This is a genomic window from Variovorax glacialis (genome assembly GCF_051216375.1).
Taxonomy (GTDB): domain Bacteria; phylum Pseudomonadota; class Gammaproteobacteria; order Burkholderiales; family Burkholderiaceae_C; genus Variovorax.
Map to the genome: position 1 here is coordinate 1 of NZ_JBPJZT010000033.1, position 16,370 is coordinate 16,370.

19 protein-coding genes and 2 pseudogenes are annotated in these 16,370 nt (G+C 64.0%); 2 read left to right on the top strand and 19 right to left on the bottom strand.

Annotation, left to right across the window (positions count from 1 at the left end; all coding sequences use genetic code 11):
* Positions 1 to 54 precede the first annotated feature (54 nt).
* The 11 genes and pseudogenes from ACSFBL_RS34405 to ACSFBL_RS34455 form a co-directional block, all read right to left on the bottom strand.
* On the bottom strand, positions 55 to 663 hold the full coding sequence (locus ACSFBL_RS34405) for a hypothetical protein (RefSeq protein WP_435520303.1): 609 nt from the start codon (positions 661 to 663) through the stop codon (positions 55 to 57).
* Positions 664 to 1,308: 645 nt separating this feature from the next.
* Positions 1,309 to 1,962: a carbonate dehydratase gene (can, locus tag ACSFBL_RS34410; RefSeq protein WP_435520304.1), complete on the bottom strand. Its 654-nt coding sequence runs from the start codon at positions 1,960 to 1,962 to the stop codon at positions 1,309 to 1,311.
* 365 nt (positions 1,963 to 2,327) lie between these two features.
* Positions 2,328 to 2,516, bottom strand: coding sequence for a hypothetical protein (locus tag ACSFBL_RS34415; RefSeq protein ID WP_435520305.1), 189 nt, complete (start codon positions 2,514 to 2,516; stop codon positions 2,328 to 2,330).
* Between the two features lie 273 nt (positions 2,517 to 2,789).
* Positions 2,790 to 3,044 (bottom strand): hypothetical protein, encoded by a 255-nt coding sequence (locus ACSFBL_RS34420; RefSeq protein WP_435520306.1) that lies wholly within the window; start codon positions 3,042 to 3,044, stop codon positions 2,790 to 2,792.
* Between the two features lie 114 nt (positions 3,045 to 3,158).
* On the bottom strand, positions 3,159 to 3,452 hold the full coding sequence (locus ACSFBL_RS34425) for a hypothetical protein (RefSeq protein ID WP_435520307.1): 294 nt from the start codon (positions 3,450 to 3,452) through the stop codon (positions 3,159 to 3,161).
* A 96-nt stretch (positions 3,453 to 3,548) separates the two neighbouring features.
* The gene (locus ACSFBL_RS34430; protein ID WP_435520308.1) at positions 3,549 to 3,947 is read right to left on the bottom strand and encodes an Hsp20/alpha crystallin family protein; all 399 of its coding nucleotides are present in this window, start codon (positions 3,945 to 3,947) and stop codon (positions 3,549 to 3,551) included.
* Between the two features lie 14 nt (positions 3,948 to 3,961).
* A pseudogene (locus ACSFBL_RS34435) lies at positions 3,962 to 4,400 on the bottom strand (Hsp20/alpha crystallin family protein).
* Between the two features lie 171 nt (positions 4,401 to 4,571).
* Complete coding sequence (locus ACSFBL_RS34440) at positions 4,572 to 5,066, bottom strand: hypothetical protein (RefSeq protein WP_435520309.1); 495 nt, start codon at positions 5,064 to 5,066, stop codon at positions 4,572 to 4,574.
* Positions 5,067 to 5,104: 38 nt separating this feature from the next.
* A complete protein-coding gene (locus tag ACSFBL_RS34445; RefSeq protein ID WP_435520310.1) occupies positions 5,105 to 5,476 on the bottom strand; it encodes a response regulator in 372 nt (123 codons plus the stop codon).
* A gap of 101 nt (positions 5,477 to 5,577) precedes the next feature.
* Positions 5,578 to 5,934 (bottom strand): hypothetical protein, encoded by a 357-nt coding sequence (locus tag ACSFBL_RS34450; protein WP_435520311.1) that lies wholly within the window; start codon positions 5,932 to 5,934, stop codon positions 5,578 to 5,580.
* A gap of 494 nt (positions 5,935 to 6,428) precedes the next feature.
* The gene (locus ACSFBL_RS34455; RefSeq protein ID WP_435520312.1) at positions 6,429 to 6,779 is read right to left on the bottom strand and encodes an RNA recognition motif domain-containing protein; all 351 of its coding nucleotides are present in this window, start codon (positions 6,777 to 6,779) and stop codon (positions 6,429 to 6,431) included.
* A gap of 257 nt (positions 6,780 to 7,036) precedes the next feature.
* On the opposite strand from ACSFBL_RS34455, the pseudogene chrA reads away from it, so the two are divergent.
* Both chrA and ACSFBL_RS34465 read left to right on the top strand, forming a co-directional pair.
* Positions 7,037 to 7,951, top strand: a pseudogene (chrA, locus tag ACSFBL_RS34460) (chromate efflux transporter); the annotation flags it as partial.
* Between the two features lie 155 nt (positions 7,952 to 8,106).
* Entirely contained in the window at positions 8,107 to 8,571 is a 465-nt protein-coding gene (locus tag ACSFBL_RS34465; RefSeq protein WP_435520313.1) for a hypothetical protein, read from the top strand.
* A 37-nt stretch (positions 8,572 to 8,608) separates the two neighbouring features.
* Here the strand turns inward: ACSFBL_RS34465 and ACSFBL_RS34470 are convergent, their stop codons facing one another.
* The 8 genes from ACSFBL_RS34470 to ACSFBL_RS34505 form a co-directional block, all read right to left on the bottom strand.
* Complete coding sequence (locus ACSFBL_RS34470) at positions 8,609 to 10,312, bottom strand: flavin-containing monooxygenase (protein ID WP_435520314.1); 1,704 nt, start codon at positions 10,310 to 10,312, stop codon at positions 8,609 to 8,611.
* 72 nt (positions 10,313 to 10,384) lie between these two features.
* Positions 10,385 to 11,173 (bottom strand): SDR family NAD(P)-dependent oxidoreductase, encoded by a 789-nt coding sequence (locus tag ACSFBL_RS34475; RefSeq protein WP_435520315.1) that lies wholly within the window; start codon positions 11,171 to 11,173, stop codon positions 10,385 to 10,387.
* Between the two features lie 38 nt (positions 11,174 to 11,211).
* Entirely contained in the window at positions 11,212 to 11,982 is a 771-nt protein-coding gene (locus ACSFBL_RS34480) for an SDR family NAD(P)-dependent oxidoreductase (protein WP_435520316.1), read from the bottom strand.
* Positions 11,983 to 12,015: 33 nt separating this feature from the next.
* Entirely contained in the window at positions 12,016 to 13,056 is a 1,041-nt protein-coding gene (locus ACSFBL_RS34485) for a branched-chain amino acid ABC transporter permease (protein ID WP_435520317.1), read from the bottom strand.
* Between the two features lie 20 nt (positions 13,057 to 13,076).
* Positions 13,077 to 13,961 carry a branched-chain amino acid ABC transporter permease gene (locus ACSFBL_RS34490; protein WP_435520318.1) on the bottom strand — a complete coding sequence of 295 codons (885 nt, stop codon included), beginning with the start codon at positions 13,959 to 13,961 and terminating at the stop codon, positions 13,077 to 13,079.
* 35 nt (positions 13,962 to 13,996) lie between these two features.
* Positions 13,997 to 14,710, bottom strand: coding sequence for an ABC transporter ATP-binding protein (locus ACSFBL_RS34495; RefSeq protein WP_435520319.1), 714 nt, complete (start codon positions 14,708 to 14,710; stop codon positions 13,997 to 13,999).
* The gene (locus tag ACSFBL_RS34500) at positions 14,703 to 15,473 is read right to left on the bottom strand and encodes an ABC transporter ATP-binding protein (RefSeq protein WP_435520320.1); all 771 of its coding nucleotides are present in this window, start codon (positions 15,471 to 15,473) and stop codon (positions 14,703 to 14,705) included. The genes ACSFBL_RS34495 and ACSFBL_RS34500 overlap by 8 nt, the downstream gene beginning before the upstream one ends.
* Entirely contained in the window at positions 15,470 to 16,351 is an 882-nt protein-coding gene (locus ACSFBL_RS34505) for an SMP-30/gluconolactonase/LRE family protein (protein WP_435520321.1), read from the bottom strand. The genes ACSFBL_RS34500 and ACSFBL_RS34505 overlap by 4 nt, the downstream gene beginning before the upstream one ends.
* Positions 16,352 to 16,370 lie beyond the last annotated feature (19 nt).

Here is a 16,370-nt window from a genome sequence, read left to right on the forward strand (position 1 = left end):
GGCGGCCCCTGCGGGGGGCTGGAATAATGAAAGTCAGAACAGCCAGAAGAGAAGTCAGACCATCCCGGTCGGACTCAAGCCAATAGGCCTCCTCGAAAGCCGGTGCGGTTCAGACAGCTGCTCGATCATCGAGTTGACAAGCTTGGCCGATCGATGGAATTCGCCCTTGAGCGCGCGCCCATCGACCTGCAAATCCATCGATTGACCGAGGTCACCCTTGGCCACGGCGCCGATGGTGCGCGCGATGTCGGTGGTGGGCCGCACGAGGTCGTCGACAAGTCGGTTCAACGCGTCAACCTGTGCCGCCCAGCTTCCAAGCGCCCCTGGAGCGGCGATCCGTTGCGACAGTCTCCCTTCTTTGCCGACTGTGACGCTCAGACGGGCAAACTCCTGAGTGAAATGTTCGGCCTGGGCGATGGTATGGTTGAAGCTTTCGGCGATGTGCCCGTCCGTGCCGGGCCAATCGCCTGGGAGGCGCGCTCGAAAGTCTCCCTTGGAAAACGCCTTGATGGAGGCCAGGATTTGGCGGGATCGGGCTTCCGCCGCTTCGAGTCCAACTTGCGCCACCCGCCCCACTCGGTCCGCGTTCGCCTGACGTGCGAGGGCGTTGCTCGGCTGGGCTTCGGCTTGCTTCGAGTCCAGCGGATGGTCCAGTTGATCCATGATTTCTCCGGAGCGGTCACGCGATCCTCGCCCGCCGAGGCGCCCAATACTCGCTCTTTTGTTTCGGATTGTGAGGGTGGGCGGTCGGACGTTTTGTAGGATGGTTCCCACGGCGACTGAGCTCCCGACAGTCTTCGCCCCGATTAGCTTCCTCCGGTCGTGGCGAGACCCAACTGCATGTTGATGCTGAGAGCGGTACGTGGCACCAGCCTAGCTCGGCTACCCCGGATTGAAGAGCCGCACCCTCGGCCGGCTCCCGCAACGAACCCCTGTCTCATCAGGGTGTTCCACTAACACTAATGCGTGCAACGAGCCTTCGGCCGTGCACGCCTGCGTCGTAGGAGGGCATCCGCGACAGGTGTATGGCGGGCCGCGATAAACACAAACGCCGGTGATCCAGGCTCCGCCATTGCAACTGCTGGCTATACGCTGCGGCGCACAATCTCGGCGGCCATGGAACTGCGTTCGTACAGGACTCGACCGACGCCGCGCGGGCGCGATGAAGGTCGTTTGCCCGCCGGGTTCCGGAAGTGAAGACACCGATTGGAGCGAGCTTGCGGGCTGGGAACGAGATGCGCACGCGGCGGATATTTGCTCGCCTCCTGCTTGCAGAAGCCTCGTCCGTCGCATGCTTCGCTGACCGGGTTAGCTTGTCGATAAGCCTTGGCGCAAGACCCCTTGATACACCGACTCGATTCGATCAGGCCCTGTGATGGTCATCCCTAGGTCTTTCAAGAGTCCGTCCGATATACCGTATACCCACCCGTGCAACGTGACATCCTGTCCACGCGACCAAGCGTCTTGTATTACCGTGGTCTCCGCCACATTGACGACCTGTTCAATGACATTGAGTTCGCACAGCAGGTCATGCCGTCTCTCGAGCGGAGCGCTTTCAAGCAGTTGCTTGTGCTTGGCTGCGACATCCTTGATGTGACTGAGCCAGTTGTCAGCCAAGCCGACGCGCGTGTTGTTCAAGGCAGCTAGGACGCCCCCGCATCCGTAGTGGCCCACCACCATCACGTGCTCGACCTTCAACTGGTCCACGGCGAATTGAATGGTTGACAGGCAGTTCAAGTCCGTGGCCACCACGGCATTGGCAATATTGCGATGCACGAAGACCTCCCCTGGATCAAGCCCGGTGATCTGGTTGGCGGGCACCCGCGAATCGCTACATCCGATCCACATGTAACGCGGGTTCTGCTGTGATGCCAGTCGCCGGAAAAAACCGGGTCGATCTCGCTCCATCTCCGCCGCCCACTGACGATTGTGTTCAAAGAGTTCTTGCAGATGGACGTTCATAGGGTGGACTGATGTTGACATCACGGGAGGCGCGCGAGGTGATTTTTACCACCGCGAAGCGCAAAGCGCCACGGTACTAAGGAGGCCGATTGAAGGTTCTGTTCGACCTCGTATGCGGTGACCTGACCTTACGGTCCGACAAGTTCAGCGAGGATGGCCGCGTACTAGCCGCTGCCCACGCCGATGTGATTCACCGGTCCTTGGGAGCGTATGCAGCAAGGCACCGAACGTGCAGGCTGGCCGAGCAGTTGGTGGTCGCCGCGCACCTGTGCGTGGCATGCTAGCGCCTCTGCTGTGGGACCAGAGGACGCGACCCCCGTCGAGCGTTTGAAGGGGTGGGCAAAGACGTGCGCCGATTGGTCGATTCAATCGTCATATTCATCGTCAGCCTCTGGCGTCGAGTTCTCGGGACCCACCAACTCATCGTCTACGTAGGACAGCAAAGCCGCATTGCCCGCGTTGTACGCATCAAGCCAGTTGTCGAATTTGTCATCGCCCGTTTCGAGGTCCAGCCAAACTGCCGGATCTTCTGTGCTTTCGAGGATGATCCACAAGAAACTTCCTGGACTCGGGCGGTCCACGAAAACGGCCAGGCGGCGGTATTGGTCAGGCATAGCGAACAGCAACCCACGCGCATGTCGCTTCAGTGCGACCGATGGTCCACACCTCTGCCCCGAAGCGGAAGGAGGAGTGAAGAAATTCGTTGAATACGGCGCACCGTGTCGCGGGAGACGAGGTACGCCTGAATCTCCTTTTCGCTCATGCCGCGCTGGCTGGCGCATACGCTTCTCGTCTTGGGGCTGCAACCTGCGTTTCCAAAGAAAGATTCAAATCTTGCAGACATGATCAACTCCTTTTTCTGGTGGTGCCATGGGTGTGACGCGAAAATCTTCGATCGCGCGCTCGGCTTCAACACCACGGTCAATGACGATGCACAACATTTCATCAAGTGCCGGAACATCGCCGTCGATCAGACGTGCTCTGGCAGCAAGGACCACTGCCTTGTGCACAGCCGGTGGCAACGTGCGTCCCGCTAGATAGCCTGCCACGAGCGCTTCAGCTGCTTCGGTCGACAGAGCCATGGTTACCTCCTTCTCACTCAACCGCGACCGATTGCCGGTTCTCAGCGTGGGCCAGTCGCCCGGAGGACTGGGCTGTGGCCTTGCTTCGGCCCGTTAGGCAAAAGGCGGCCGGGGCTACCCGCCGCCGAGACCTCGCTTGATGGCTTCACGTGCGCGTTGTGCGGCCCGCGGCAACCAGAAGTCCACGCCTCGGGGCCGGTGGTTCTTTGGGTAGTGAAATCGCAAAAGCTCGTCGCGCCCTTTTTCCGTCACCGCAAGGACCCTGGCGCCGCCCTGAGCGGGCGCGTCCACCAATGCCAGCACCAAGCCAGCCTGCCGAAGGATCCTGACGGCATCAATATCCTTCGCAGCGTTGAACGACTTGGGAAGTGGCGTGGCTGCGATCTGCCTCAAGAATTCAACTGACATGACATCTCCTTTCAAACGTCAGCGCGCGAGAGAATATCGCTCAATCTGCTGCGTTTCAAGTCGGCGCAACCGACAAGTTTCTGTCGGTTGCTGGACTCAGCCGTCCACCTGGATGCGCCTCGGCTGCGCATGCTCAGCCTTGGGTATCCGCAGGGACAGCACGCCCCGCACAAGCTTTGCCGTCACCTTGGAAGGATCGAGTTCCTTGCTCAGCTTGAACGTTCGGCGAAAGCGTCCCAGTGCCACCTCGGTATGGGTGGATTGAAGGCCCTCGGGCACCGGGATGTCGAGCTCGGCTTCGAGGGTGAGCGTGTCGGATTCAGTTTGGATCTGCAATTTCTCCTTCGACACGCCTGGCAGGTCGGCGTAGAGCGTGATGCCTGAGCCGTCTTCCACCACGTCGACGGCCGGCGTGAGCGCCGCGGGGCCGTACGAAGGGGAGTCCTTTTTCGTCGAGCTCAAAGCGCCGGGGGTGCGGGTTTCAAGGTCGTTCATGATGTTGGCTCCTTTCACTGAATGTCGATGCGTCGCGGCTGGCTCGACGCCCGGCGTTGGACGGTGATGCGCAGGACGCCGTCCCGGTAGGTGGCGCTCAGCGCGTCCGGGTCGGCGTCGTCCGAAAGGGCAATCACCCGGCGAAATGGGCCGTCGAAGCGCTCGCTGATATGGACAGTAGCGCTTCCCTCGTTGTTTCCGTCGTTCGGGCTCAAGGGCTCACGATTGCCGGGTCAGGATGCCTCGGTCGAGGGTGACCTCTAGAGCATCGGGATCCAGCCCAGGGGCGAAAGCGTAGATCTCCAAGGTCTGGGGCGTGCCCCCGACATTCAGCGCGGGGAAGCCGCGGCCCAGACCACGAATGCTCGGCGAGGGATCCAAAGCCTGCTGCATGTCGCGCTGCAGGCGATCCATCTCGGCGAACAGGTCGCGCGGGAAAAGTGATCGATACATGGCGAGTACCTCCATTCAGGTTGAACAGAGCGCCGGAGGCGTTTCCGGCGCTTCCGATCAGCGAAATAGGAGCGGCCTACAGTTATTTCAAGAGCCTGAAATTGCGGATTTTTGCCGCTTTGGCGTGACCCCGTGCCCTCGTGGAGCGGCGCCTGGCCAGGGCGCCGCTGGTCAGCTTGAGGCTTGATCGAGGTCGGGCCCCGAGTCTTCTCGGTCGTCCGGGTCATAGACTCGATCCCGAGGCGCATAGATCACCGAACTCAGCAGGCCGGTCAGTACCAGGCCGGCCAGCATGCGGGCGACTTCCGGATCGTCGTAGTCGCACAGGGGCACCAGCTGGCCCGAGTCTAGCGACAGCTTTCCCGTGAGTCCAAGATAGACGCGCGCCAGGACCACGGGCTCACCCTCGTACCGAGCTGCAAACTCGAACTCCTCAAGCGTAGGCCGACCCTCCACAGCAACGGCCCCCCACCGAACAACGTAGGGCGTATCCAGGCACTGCCCCGTGAACTTGTCCGCAGCGGGGGAGATTGATTGGACATGGCCGCGGCACAGGGGAGCAACGTTCGTACCGCCAAGGTGCCTGAGAAACCGACTCGTCAGCGCGTCGAGTTCGGCAAACGCTTTCATGACGGGCTCAGTCTTCAGTTCAAGGTCGGTGGTCATACAAAATCTCCCATACAGGGTTGAAAGATCGTTCCTGGCTATGCGCCGTAGGAACTGCAGAGATCGAAGAAGGCCTCAAGTTCCGTGGACTTGTCGAAAACGCCGTCCGCCCCGAGGGCAAGACATCTTCGACGAATTTCGGCCGTCGGATAGTTGGTCAGAACGAGCATGCGCTGATGCGGGGATCGGTTCTGGGCGGCACGTAGAACGCTTAGACCGGAGCCTTCCTTCAGGAAAAGGTCCACGACCGCCAGATCCCATTTCTGCTTGTGCCGATCGAGTGCCTCGATGGCCTCCGAAGCGGTCTGGGCGACCGCGATCACCTGCGCGTCGGCCAACTCTGCCAACGTCGGAATCAGGTTTTCGCGAATTGTCTCGCTGTCCTCGATGAGGATGGTGTTGAGCGGCATCGGGGTACGCCAGAGGCGCTCGGTTAAAAATCGCCCCGTCGGGGCTGATAGCGGTCGCGATTAGCGCAGATCAGCCCCCTGCCCTCTTGTAGGTCAACCGCCTATTCGAGCCGCCGATGCGCTTGGACAATGTGCGACGCACTCTGCGATGGCGAACTCCGGTCCGAACCTCCGCTTGAAACATCGCTGCCTTGGGCAGCTTGCTCAAGTGATTCATTCACCTCATCAAGCAGTTCTGCCGATTTGGTCAGCTGCTTTTGAAGTTCGCTGGCCTGCTCAACCGCACAGTCCACGACGTCCGTCACGTTATCTTGGGAGAGCTCTTCCTTGAGGACCGCTTGCACGACCAGGAGGTCATCGGCTACCTTCTTGACCTTCTCAGTGGCATCTTTGTTCTTGTCGAGCGCCTCCACGATCGTTGACGTGGATGATGTTTCAGGCTGATTGGTTTCGTCCATCTGTTCGCTCCTCGTTAAGGCTATAACGCCCGCCGCCGGCCCCGGGGGAGTTCGGAAATGTACGTGAGTCTCTCGTGCCCTGGCAAAGCGGATGCACCTGCCGCTCTGGAACAGCCCATCGCTGCCATAGCTGTCGCTCCGCATGCCACCCGGCAACCAATATGGCGAGGGATGCACCGGGGTTTCGATTTTCCCACACCGACAAAAATTGCGTTGACCCAAGGGGCGAGGTTTCGGCGCGGCCAGGTCGTAGACCCGGTCCCGGGGGGCGCAGATCACCGATCTCACCAGGCCGGTCAATACCAGGCCGGCCAGCATACGGGCACTTCAGGATCGTCGTATTCGGGGGCACCAGCTGTCCCGAGTCCCGCGACAGCTTTCCCGCGTAGGCCGCATCCCGGCCAGGGTGGATCCCAAAGCTAGCGCGTCACTTGCGAACGGGGCGAAAAAAAACCGGCTCAGGCGAGCCGGTTTTTCAGAGGAAGTTACCGGGCTCAGTAACGACCACCGCCGTAGCCACCGGTGCCATAGCCAATGTCCGAGCGTTTGGCTGCACTGTAACCAGCCGCGCTGTAGCCTCCCGAGCCGCTACCCCCTTCGCGGGGGCGGGCCAGGTTCACGACAATCGAGCGTCCATCGACGGACATCCCGTTCAGGCCGGTGATGGCGGCCTGGGCGACTTCGGCAGAGGCCATTTCCACAAAGCCGAAGCCCTTGGAGCGGCCGGTCTCACGGTCCATCATGACCTTGGCCGAAGAGACGCTGCCAAACTCGGCAAAGTTGCTTGCCAGGCTGGAATCGGTCACGGAATAGGGCAGGTTGCCCACGTAGATTTTTTTGCTCATGGAAAGAGCCTTTCTGAATGAAGGTACGCAACGAAGGTCGCGCCGTTGGAACACGGGCGTGCGAATCGGGAGTCCGCAGCAACTGGCAAGGGCCGATTGGATCTGCGGCAGCAGGTCATCAACACGCAGGGGGGTGCGGCATCCACGTTTGCAGCCAGCCCTGGGTGACTGCAAATAGCCGGGCGGCTTCGCGCGAGGCAAAGGCTTTGTCGAAACGGAATACTCGGCAGTAGCTGCCGTTACCCTGGGAACGATGGACCCTGGTCGGGATTGCGTTCGTGCTGCCGTCGTTCCTGATGGTCGTCGCCGTCGGCGCGGTCTACACGGCCTATGGCGGCATTGCTTGGATGCAGGCTGTCTTCTACGGCGTCGGCGCCGCCGTGATCGGGATCATCGCGATGAGCGCCTACAAGCTCACGAGGAAGAACATCGGCAAGGACAAGCTGCTCTGGGCCATTTTCCTCGTGAGCGCGGCGGTCACGGTGATCACCAAGTCCGAGATCGTGTGGGTCTTCCTCGGCGCGGGCGTGCTGGTCTGGCTGCTGCGGGCGCCACCGAAGTGGATGTCGGGCGGCGCCGTCAACAGCGTCGCCGCCCCGATCGTGGCCTTCTTCGCGATCGATGCGCTCGACTGGCACAAGCTGGTCCAGATCGGCGCGTTCTTCGCGTATGCCGGTAGCTTCGTGTTTGGGAGCGGCCTGGCGATCGTGCCCTTCCTGTACGGTGGCGTGGTCCAGGAGCACCACTGGCTGACCGACCGCCAATTCGTCGATGCAGTTGCCGTCGCGATGATCACGCCCGGCCCCGTGGTCATCACTACCGGCTTCATCGGTTTCCTGGTCTCGGGGTTCTGGGGTGCGGTGGTCGCAGCGGCGGGCACCTTCATCCCTTGCTACCTGTTCACCATCCTGCCTGCGCCGTACTTCAAGAAGCACGGCAAGCGTCCCGGCATCGTGGCCTTCGTCGACGGCGTGACCGCCGCGGCCATCGGGGCAATTTCCGGAGCGGCGATCGTCATCGGTCAGCGGTCGATAACCGATCTCCCCACGGCCGCGCTGGCACTGACCACCGTCGGTGTGCTGTGGCGTTTCAAGAAGGTGCCGGAACCGGTCGTCGTGGTCGTCGCCGCGTTGGCCGGGCTGGTGCTCTACCCGCTGGCCAGTCGCACGTGACACACGTGAGGTTCACATGAGGAGTCGGCTATGCATGCAGAGACTTTTGCTTCCCGCCGCGAGTTCATCGCGACATCCGCCATCGGCGCCATCGCACTGACTTCCACCACGTCGTGGCAGCTGCAACCAGCCCAGATCCGTCCAAGGAGACCGCCATGACCATCGCACCCGCCTTCCAGGCCAGCGACACCCTCAAGCCGCTGCCCTTTGACGCGGCCAAGCTCACCGCCCTCTCCGAGCGCCTGATCCGGTCCCATTGGGAGAACAACTACGGTGGCTCGGTCAAGGCGCTGGCGGTCGTCAAGAAGCGCTCGCCGAGGCGATGGGCGCGATGCGCTCCGGCGCCACCGCGCCATTGCTGCCGAGGCGTGGCGCATCGAACTGACCACGCCGTGAACAATCATGGGCTGCGTGTGGGGGGCACGGACATCGAACAGCACCGAATGGCTTGTTCGTACTCGCATCCAATCCCAGTGTTGATGAGCCAGGTCGGGCTGTTCGACCGCACCAAGGCGCCGGCGCCGGGTGAATACGTCACCACGAGCCAGATCAAGGACTTCAAAGCCAAACTCGATTCGATGCCAAGCTTTCTGTGGATGGTGGCCGATGCGTCGGAATGAGGGCGCTGCCATCTACCTGAGCGCCGTGCAGCCGGCCTCACACCCCCGCCACTGGATCCGCCGCTGCGAAGCGCGGTTCGCGCTCCGCCTTCGCCGGTCCGAAGCTGAAGCTGGCGTAGCCGTCCTGCACGGCTGCCGCCGCGTACTGCCGGTAAGCATGGAAGCCCCCGGTGAACAGCGTCAGCCCTTGCGGCTTGTCCTTGACATTTGCACCGACCCACCAGGTCTTGGCCTTGTTGATCAGCGAGCGCTTGGCCAAGTTGCGCACGACGCCCATCCATTCCTCTTCGGCCTGTGGGGTGGGCTCGATGGTCTGGAGGCCGTTCCTGCGCATGTGCGTGATGGCTCCGGCGATCCAGTCCACGTCATGCTCGCTGATGCGGACGATATTGGCGAGGGCCGCCGGGCCATTGGGCCCGGTGGTCATGAAAAGGTTTGGGAAGCCTTCCATCATCAGCCCCAGGTACGAGCGCGCACCCTCCTTCCACTTGTCGTTCACCTTGCGGCCGTCGCGCCCGATCACGTCGAACGCCGTCAAGGCGCCAGTGAGTCCGTCGTAGCCGGTGGCGAGGATCAGCATGTCGAGCTCGACCTCGCCCGACTCGGTGCGCACGCCCTTTTCGGTGATCTCGACGATCGGGTCGGTGAGGCAATCGACCAGGTGCACGTTCGGCAGGTTGTACGTCTCGTAGTAGCTCGAATCCAGGCAGGGCCGGCGCGCGAAGATCGGATAGCCCTTGGGCTTGAGCTTCTCGGCGATTGCTGGATCCTTGACGATCTCTGGGATCCTGTTGCGAACGAACTCGGCCACTTGCTCGTTCGCCTCCTCGTTGATCATCAGGTCCGAGAAGGTGCCGAGCATCGCGAGGCCACCCTGCTTCCAGGCGTCTTCGAGCAAGGCCTGGCGCTGGGCCCGGGTGACGCTGAAGAAGGCCCGCGTCGATTGGGGCCGCGTGCCGCCGACGGCGCTGTTGCGTGCGGATTCGCGGATTCCCGCGTAATGCCGCTTGACCTCGGCCACGTACTCGGCATCGAGGTCGACATTGCGCATCGGCATGGTGAAGCTCGGCGTGCGCTGGAAGACGAAGAGTTGGCCGGCCTGCGGCCCGACCTCTTGCACGATCTGGATACCGGTCGATCCGGTGCCGATGACGCCCACGCGCTGACCCTCGTAGCCGACGGGTTCGTGCGGCCACTTGGCGGCATACAGTAGGCGACCCTTGAAGCGTTTCACGCCGGGGATGTCCGGCTCCTTGGGGATCGATAGCGGGCCGGTCGCCATCACGCAATACGGCGCCTCCCAGGTCTCGCCCCGGTCGGTCTTGAGCACCCACAGCGCGCGCGCCTCGTCCCAACTAGCCCGATTCACGCGCGTGTCGAACTGGAAGTGCGGACGCAAGCTGAGCTTCGTCGCGACAAAGTCGATGTAGCGCAGCAGCTCGGGCTGGGCCGCGAACTGCTCTGACCAGGTCCACTCCTGCTCGATCTCGGGCGAGAAGGAATAGCTGTAGTCGATGCTAGGCAGGTCGACTCGTGCGCCTGGGTAGCGGTTCCAGTACCAGACGCCTCCCAAGTCGCCCCCGGCCTCGAAGGCCTGGAGGCTGAGGCCCATCTCGCGGAACCGGTAAGCGGCATACATACCGCCAAAGCCGCCACCGACCACGAGGACGTCGACGCGTCGGGTGCGGGGCCCGGCTGGGGCCGGGGCGGTGTTGGAATTCTTGGATGTCTCGAAGTTCATGCGCATCTCCATAGAGGCTGTGATCAACAAAAGGGTTCCGCGCCAGGGCGGTTCGTGCCGGCAGAGGCCGGGTCAGCCGGATTTCCAGCCGGACATATTCAGGCTGCCCATCAGCACGCTGGACAGCGCGCCGTCGACCAGCAGGTCGGTGCCGCTGACATAGCCGGCGTCGGGACCGACGAGGAAAGACAGCGCGTTCGCCATGTCCTCGGCCCGGGCAATGCGACGCAGCGGCACGCGCGCCTCGCGCTGCGCGCGCGACTGGGCATCTGCATAGACCGCCGCGGTGCCCGGGGTCTCCGTGACGCCGGGCGACAGCGCGTTGACCCGGATGCCGTCGGGTCCCCATTCGAGCGCCATCTGCCGCACCAGCATCAGCGCCGCGGCCTTGCTCGGGCTGTAGGCGGCCAGCGGCGCGGTCGGCTGGCTGCCGGAGATCGAAGTCGTCACCACCATGCTGCCCCGGGCGGCTTTGAGCAACGGATGGGCCGCGCGGCCGAGCAACCAGGCGGCGCGCACGTGCAAGGCAAAGACCTTGTCCCAGTCCTCCAGCCGTGCCTCGAGCAGGGATGCCGGAATCGCGGCGCCTGCGTTGCTGACGACGGCGTCGAGGCCGCCAAACCCCGCCGCGGCCGCGACCAGCCGGTCCGGCGCCGTCTGGTCGGCCATGTCCGCGCATATCGCATGCACCTCTGCGCCGTCCTGGCGCAACTGCGCGGCAAGCGACTCGAGTTCATCGCGATGAAGATCGGCCAGCACCATGCGCGCCGGCAGGCCGTGGCGCTGCAGCGAATCGCGCGCCAGCCGCTCGGCCATCGCCTGCCCGATGCCGCGCGCCGCGCCGGTCAGGATGAATCGCATTCCACAATGTTCGTTAGTCATGGGTTTGGGTCCTTTTGTCATGCAGCCAGCACTCCGCCATCGACCGGCAAGGTGACTCCGGTGATGTAGCTGGCCATTGTTGAAGCGAGAAACAACGCCGGCTCGGCGATCTCCTCGGGCCGCCCTACGCGGCCCAGCGGCGTGCGGTGCAGGAAGCCCTGCAGCCGCCGCGGGTCGGCCCGGGTGGCCTCGGTCATTGCCGTGTCGATCACGCCAGGTGCGATCGCGTTCACGCGGATGCCATCCGGCGCGAGGTCGACGGCCATCGATTGCGTGAGCATCTTCACCGCCCCCTTGGAGCCCGAATAGCCGATGCAGCCGGCCTGCGCGATGAACGCCGCGCCCGAGGCGATGTTGATGACGCAGCCACGCGTCATGCGCAGCGCCGGCAGGAAGGCATGCAACACGTTGAAGCCGCCCTGCACATTGACATCGAACACGCGGCGGATCTTGCGATGCGCGTCGGGCGTGTCGATGCCTTCCCGCAGGAGGATGCCGGCGTTGTTGACCAGCACGTCCAGCGGGCCGATCTCGCGACCGATTTGCTCGGCGAGTTCGGTGCAGGCTGGCACGTCTGTGATGTCCAGCGCGAAAGCCCAGGCGCTCCCGCCCGATTCGACGATCTCGCGCACGTCGGCCCTGCAATCCTCGGCCCGCAGGTCGGCCAGCACCACGCGGGCACCAGCTCGTGCATAGCACTGCGCGATGGCGCGGCCGATGCCGCCGGCGGCGCCGGTGACGAGGGCGAGCCGGCCCTCCAGCAAGAGGTGGTCGGAAGGCTCAGTCATGGCCGGCTCCCGTGCATGTGACGAGGTGAAAGGTCATGGAGTCCCTTCAGGTGCCGTGGTGGGGGAAGCGGCCTGGCCGGCACGTGGCGTCCGCGGCGGCAACGCGGACGGCTCGGAGGCTTTGCCAAGTCTCGCGCGCCGCTCCAGAAAGGCATTGATCTCGCCCACAATGCCCCGTCGAAAGAGCATGACCACCACCACGAAGACGGCGCCTTGCACGATCATGACCGCCTCTGCGAAGGCGGACAACTGGTTGGCCATGGTCACAACCACCAGGGCGCCGACCACCGGGCCGAGCATCGTTTGCAGGCCGCCGACGATACCCATCAGCAGCGCTTCGCCCGAGGTGACCCAACTCACGTCAGTGAGCGTGGCGATCTGGAACACGATGCTCTTCATGCCGCCGGCCATGCCGGCCAGCGCGGCCGACAGCGTGAAGGCCAGCAGCTTGTAGCGATTGACCCGGTAGCCCAGCGAGATGGCGCGCGGCTCGTTGTCGCGGATCGCGGTCAGCACCTGTCCGAATGGCGAATGCACCACGCGCCAGATGAGCCAGAAGGCGGCCACCGCCGCGATCATGATCACGTAGTAGAGCGTGAGGTTGTCCTGCAGGCTCAGCAGGCCGAGGAGCTTGCCGCGCGGGACGTTCTGGATGCCGTCCTCACCGCCCGTGAAGGGCGAGCGCAGCGCGATGAAATAGACCAGTTGCGCGCAGGCCAGCGTGATCATCGAGAAGGCGATGCCCGCGCGGCGGATCGCCAGCACGCCGGTGGTGGCGCCGATCGCCGCCGCCACGGCCGCACCGAAGAGCACGCCCAGTGCAGGGTCGAAGCCCCAGACCTTGACGGCATGCGCTGTCGCGTAGCCGGCAGAGCCGAAGAACATGGCATGCCCGAAGGACAGCAGTCCGACGTAGCCGATCATCAGGTTCAGCGAGGCCGCGAGCAGCGCGAAGCACATCAGCTTCATCAGGAAGATCGGATAGGCCACGAACGGCGCGACGAGCAGCGCCAGCGCGCCGGCGGCCAGCAGGGCCATCCGATGACGTTCGAAGAATGAGGGTGTAGGGGTCATGTTGTCTCCTTCGTGTGGTTTCAGCGCAGGCTGCCAAACAGGCCCTGCGGACGCACGGCCAGGACGATCAGCATGACCACGAACACCACCATTCCGGCGCCGTCCGGATACACCAGCTTCGTGATGCCTTCGAGCACGCCCAAGCCGAAGCCGGCCACGATCGCGCCCATGATCGAGCCCATGCCCCCAATGACCACCACCGCGAAGACGACGATGATGAGCTGCGAGCCCATGAGCGGATTCACCTGGTAGATAGGCGCGGCCATCACGCCGCTGAATCCCGCCAGCGCTACGCCCAAGCCGTAGGTGAGCATCAGCATGCGCGGCACGCGCACACCGAAGGTCCGCACCAGGTTCGGGTTCTCGGTGGCAGCGCGCAGGTAGGAACCGAGCTTGGTCCGCTCGATCACGAACCAGGTCACGATGCACATGCCCATCGAGGCGGCGATCACCCACAGCCGATACCACGGGAAGAAGGCCATCGGCGTGTCCAGCCCGCCCGCGATCGGATTCGGGTAGGGCTGGCCGGTGGCGCCGAATTTGTAGCGGAACACGCCTTCGAGGATCAGCGCGAAGCCGAAGGTCAGCAGCAGTGCATAGACATGGTCGATGTGATAGAGCCGGCGCAGCAGGGTGCGCTCCAGCGCGACACCGCTCAGTCCGACGATCAGCGGCGCCAGCACCAGCGCCCACCAATAGTTCAGGCCCAGGTATTCAAGCAGGCCCCAGGCGACGAAAGCGCCGAGCATGTACTGCGCGCCGTGCGCGAAGTTCACCACGCGCAACAGCCCGAAGATGATCGCCAGGCCGAGGCTCATCAACGCATAGAGCGAGCCGTTGATCATGCCCACCAGCACCTGGCCGGCGATGGCGGCCAGTGGGAATCCAAACAATGTGTCCGGCATAGGGTGTCTCTCTGTGGTTCTTTTGTCGGTTGGCGTCAGACGCCGAGCAGCGCTTCGATCCGCGCGTGGTCGGTGGCGAGCGTCTGCCGGTCGAAATGCTCGACGACCCTGCCCTCCTCGATCACGTAGAAGCGGTCGCCCACACCCGAGGCGAAACGGAAGTTCTGCTCCACCATCAAGATGGTGAAGCCGCGCTGACGCAGGATGCGGATGGCCTCGCCGATCTTCTCGATGATCACCGGTGCCAATCCCTCAGTGGGTTCATCCAGCAGCAGCAGCTTGGCGCCGGTACGCAGGATGCGGCCGATCGCCAGCATCTGCTGTTCGCCGCCCGAGAGCCGCGTGCCGGGGCTCTTGCGACGCAGCTTGAGGTTGGGGAAGAGCGTGTAGATCTCGTCGATCGTCATGCCGCCGGGCACCAGCACCGGGGGCAGGAGCAGGTTCTCTTCGACGTCCAGGCTCGCGAAGATGCCGCGCTCCTCGGGACAATAGGCGACGCCCAGGCGCGCAATGTCTTCGGGCGCCATGCCTTGGGTGGAGCGGCCGTCGATCGCGATGTGGCCTCGGCGCTTGGCGAGAAGGCCCACCACCGCACGCAACGTGGTGGTCTTTCCGGCACCGTTGCGGCCTAGCAGGCATACCGCCTCGCCTGGCTGCACCACGAAGTCGATGCCGTGCAGCGCCTGCGTCTCGCCGTAGAAGCCGGTGAGGCCGCGTACCTCCAGGCAGGGCACATTCTGTTCAGGCATGAGCGCCTCCCACGTAGGCTTCGCGCACGCGCGCGTCGTTCGAGACTTCGTCGTAGTTGCCCTCGGCCAGCACCTCGCCGGCCTGCAGCACCGTGATGCGGTCGCACAGCTCGGCGACCACTTTCATGTTGTGTTCGACCATCAGCACGGTCCGGTCCCTGGCGACCTGTGCGATCAGGCGCGTCACCGGCCCGATGTCCTCGTGGCCCAAGCCGGCGATCGGCTCGTCGAGCAGAATGAGTTCGGGCTCCAGCGCCAGTGTGGTCGCCAGTTCCAGCGCACGCTTGCGGCCGTACGACAGGTCGGCGGCAGACAGGTCTGCGTAGGGCTCGAGGTTGACCGCGGCCAGAAGCTCGCGCGCTCGCTCCGTATGGCGCTCCAGCACCCGTGCGCTGCGCCAGAAGGCGAAGGTGCCCCCGGCCTTGCGCTGCAGCGCCACGCGCACGTTGTCCAGCACGCTCATCTGCCCGAACACCGCCGAGATCTGGAAGGATCGCACCATGCCGCCGATCGCGACGCTGGCCGGGTCGCTCTTGGTGATGTCGCGCTCGTTGTAGTAGATGCGCCCGGCGCTGGCCGGGATGAAGGTGGTCAGCAGGTTGAAGCAGGTGGTCTTGCCGGCGCCGTTGGGGCCGATCAGGGCATGGATGCTGTGGCGCCGGATATTTAGCGACACGTTCTTCACGGCGTGAAAGCCGAGGAACTCCTTGCTGAGACCTTCGGTGCGAAGGATGCAGTCGGTGGCGCACGCAGGGTTCGTCATGAAAGTCTCCGGTCGTCGAACAGCACCTCGGGCAAGCCGCGCACGCCCAGCCCGTGGAAGGCGAACAGCGCGCCTGCATCCGGATGGTCGCTGCGCAGCAGGTTGCCGGTGTTGCGGATGCTGGTCAGGTACAGCACATCCAGATCCGGCCCGCCGAAGCAGGGACAGGTCGGGAACGGCGTGGGCACATCGAGCAGCGTGAGCAGCTGGCCGTCCGGCTGGAAGCGGCCCAGCTTGCCGCACTGGACCAGCGCGATCCACAGGCAACCTTCGGCATCCACTGTGGCACCGTCGGGCCCCGAGCCGTGGGGCTGCGTGCTGAATAGCGTGCGGCGCGGCCCGACGGCACCGGTGACCGGGTCGTAGTCGGCCACGCTCACGTTGCCGCTCAGGCTGTCAGCGTGATAGAGCCGGCGCCCGTCAGGACTGAAGCAGGTGGCATTGGCCAGCGCGATGCCCTCGAAGAGCTGCGTCGCACTGCCATCGGCCTCCAGCCGGTAGTAGGCGCCATCGGGATCGTGCCGGCCCATCACCATCGAGCCCGCAACAAATCGGCCCTGCCGGTCGGTGCGGCCGTCGTTCATGCGCATGGCCGGGCCCTTGTGCCGCACCTCGGCCAACTGCCGCACGGCGCCGGTCGACAGGTCCAGCAGGTGGAAGCCGTCCTCGAGCGCGAGCACCAACCGGCCGCTGCGCGTCAGCGCAATCGAGCCGACGTCGCTCGGGGCGCTCCATTCTTTGTACTGGCCCTGCGACATGCGCCTCACCAGCCTGGCCTTGGAGTCGACCCAGTACAGCGACTGGTCGCGCGCATCCCAGACCGGGCATTCGCCCAGCCGGTCGCGCGTGTCGCCGATGATCTCTTGTCTCACGCTCATGTGGCCCGCCCGGTCGTGC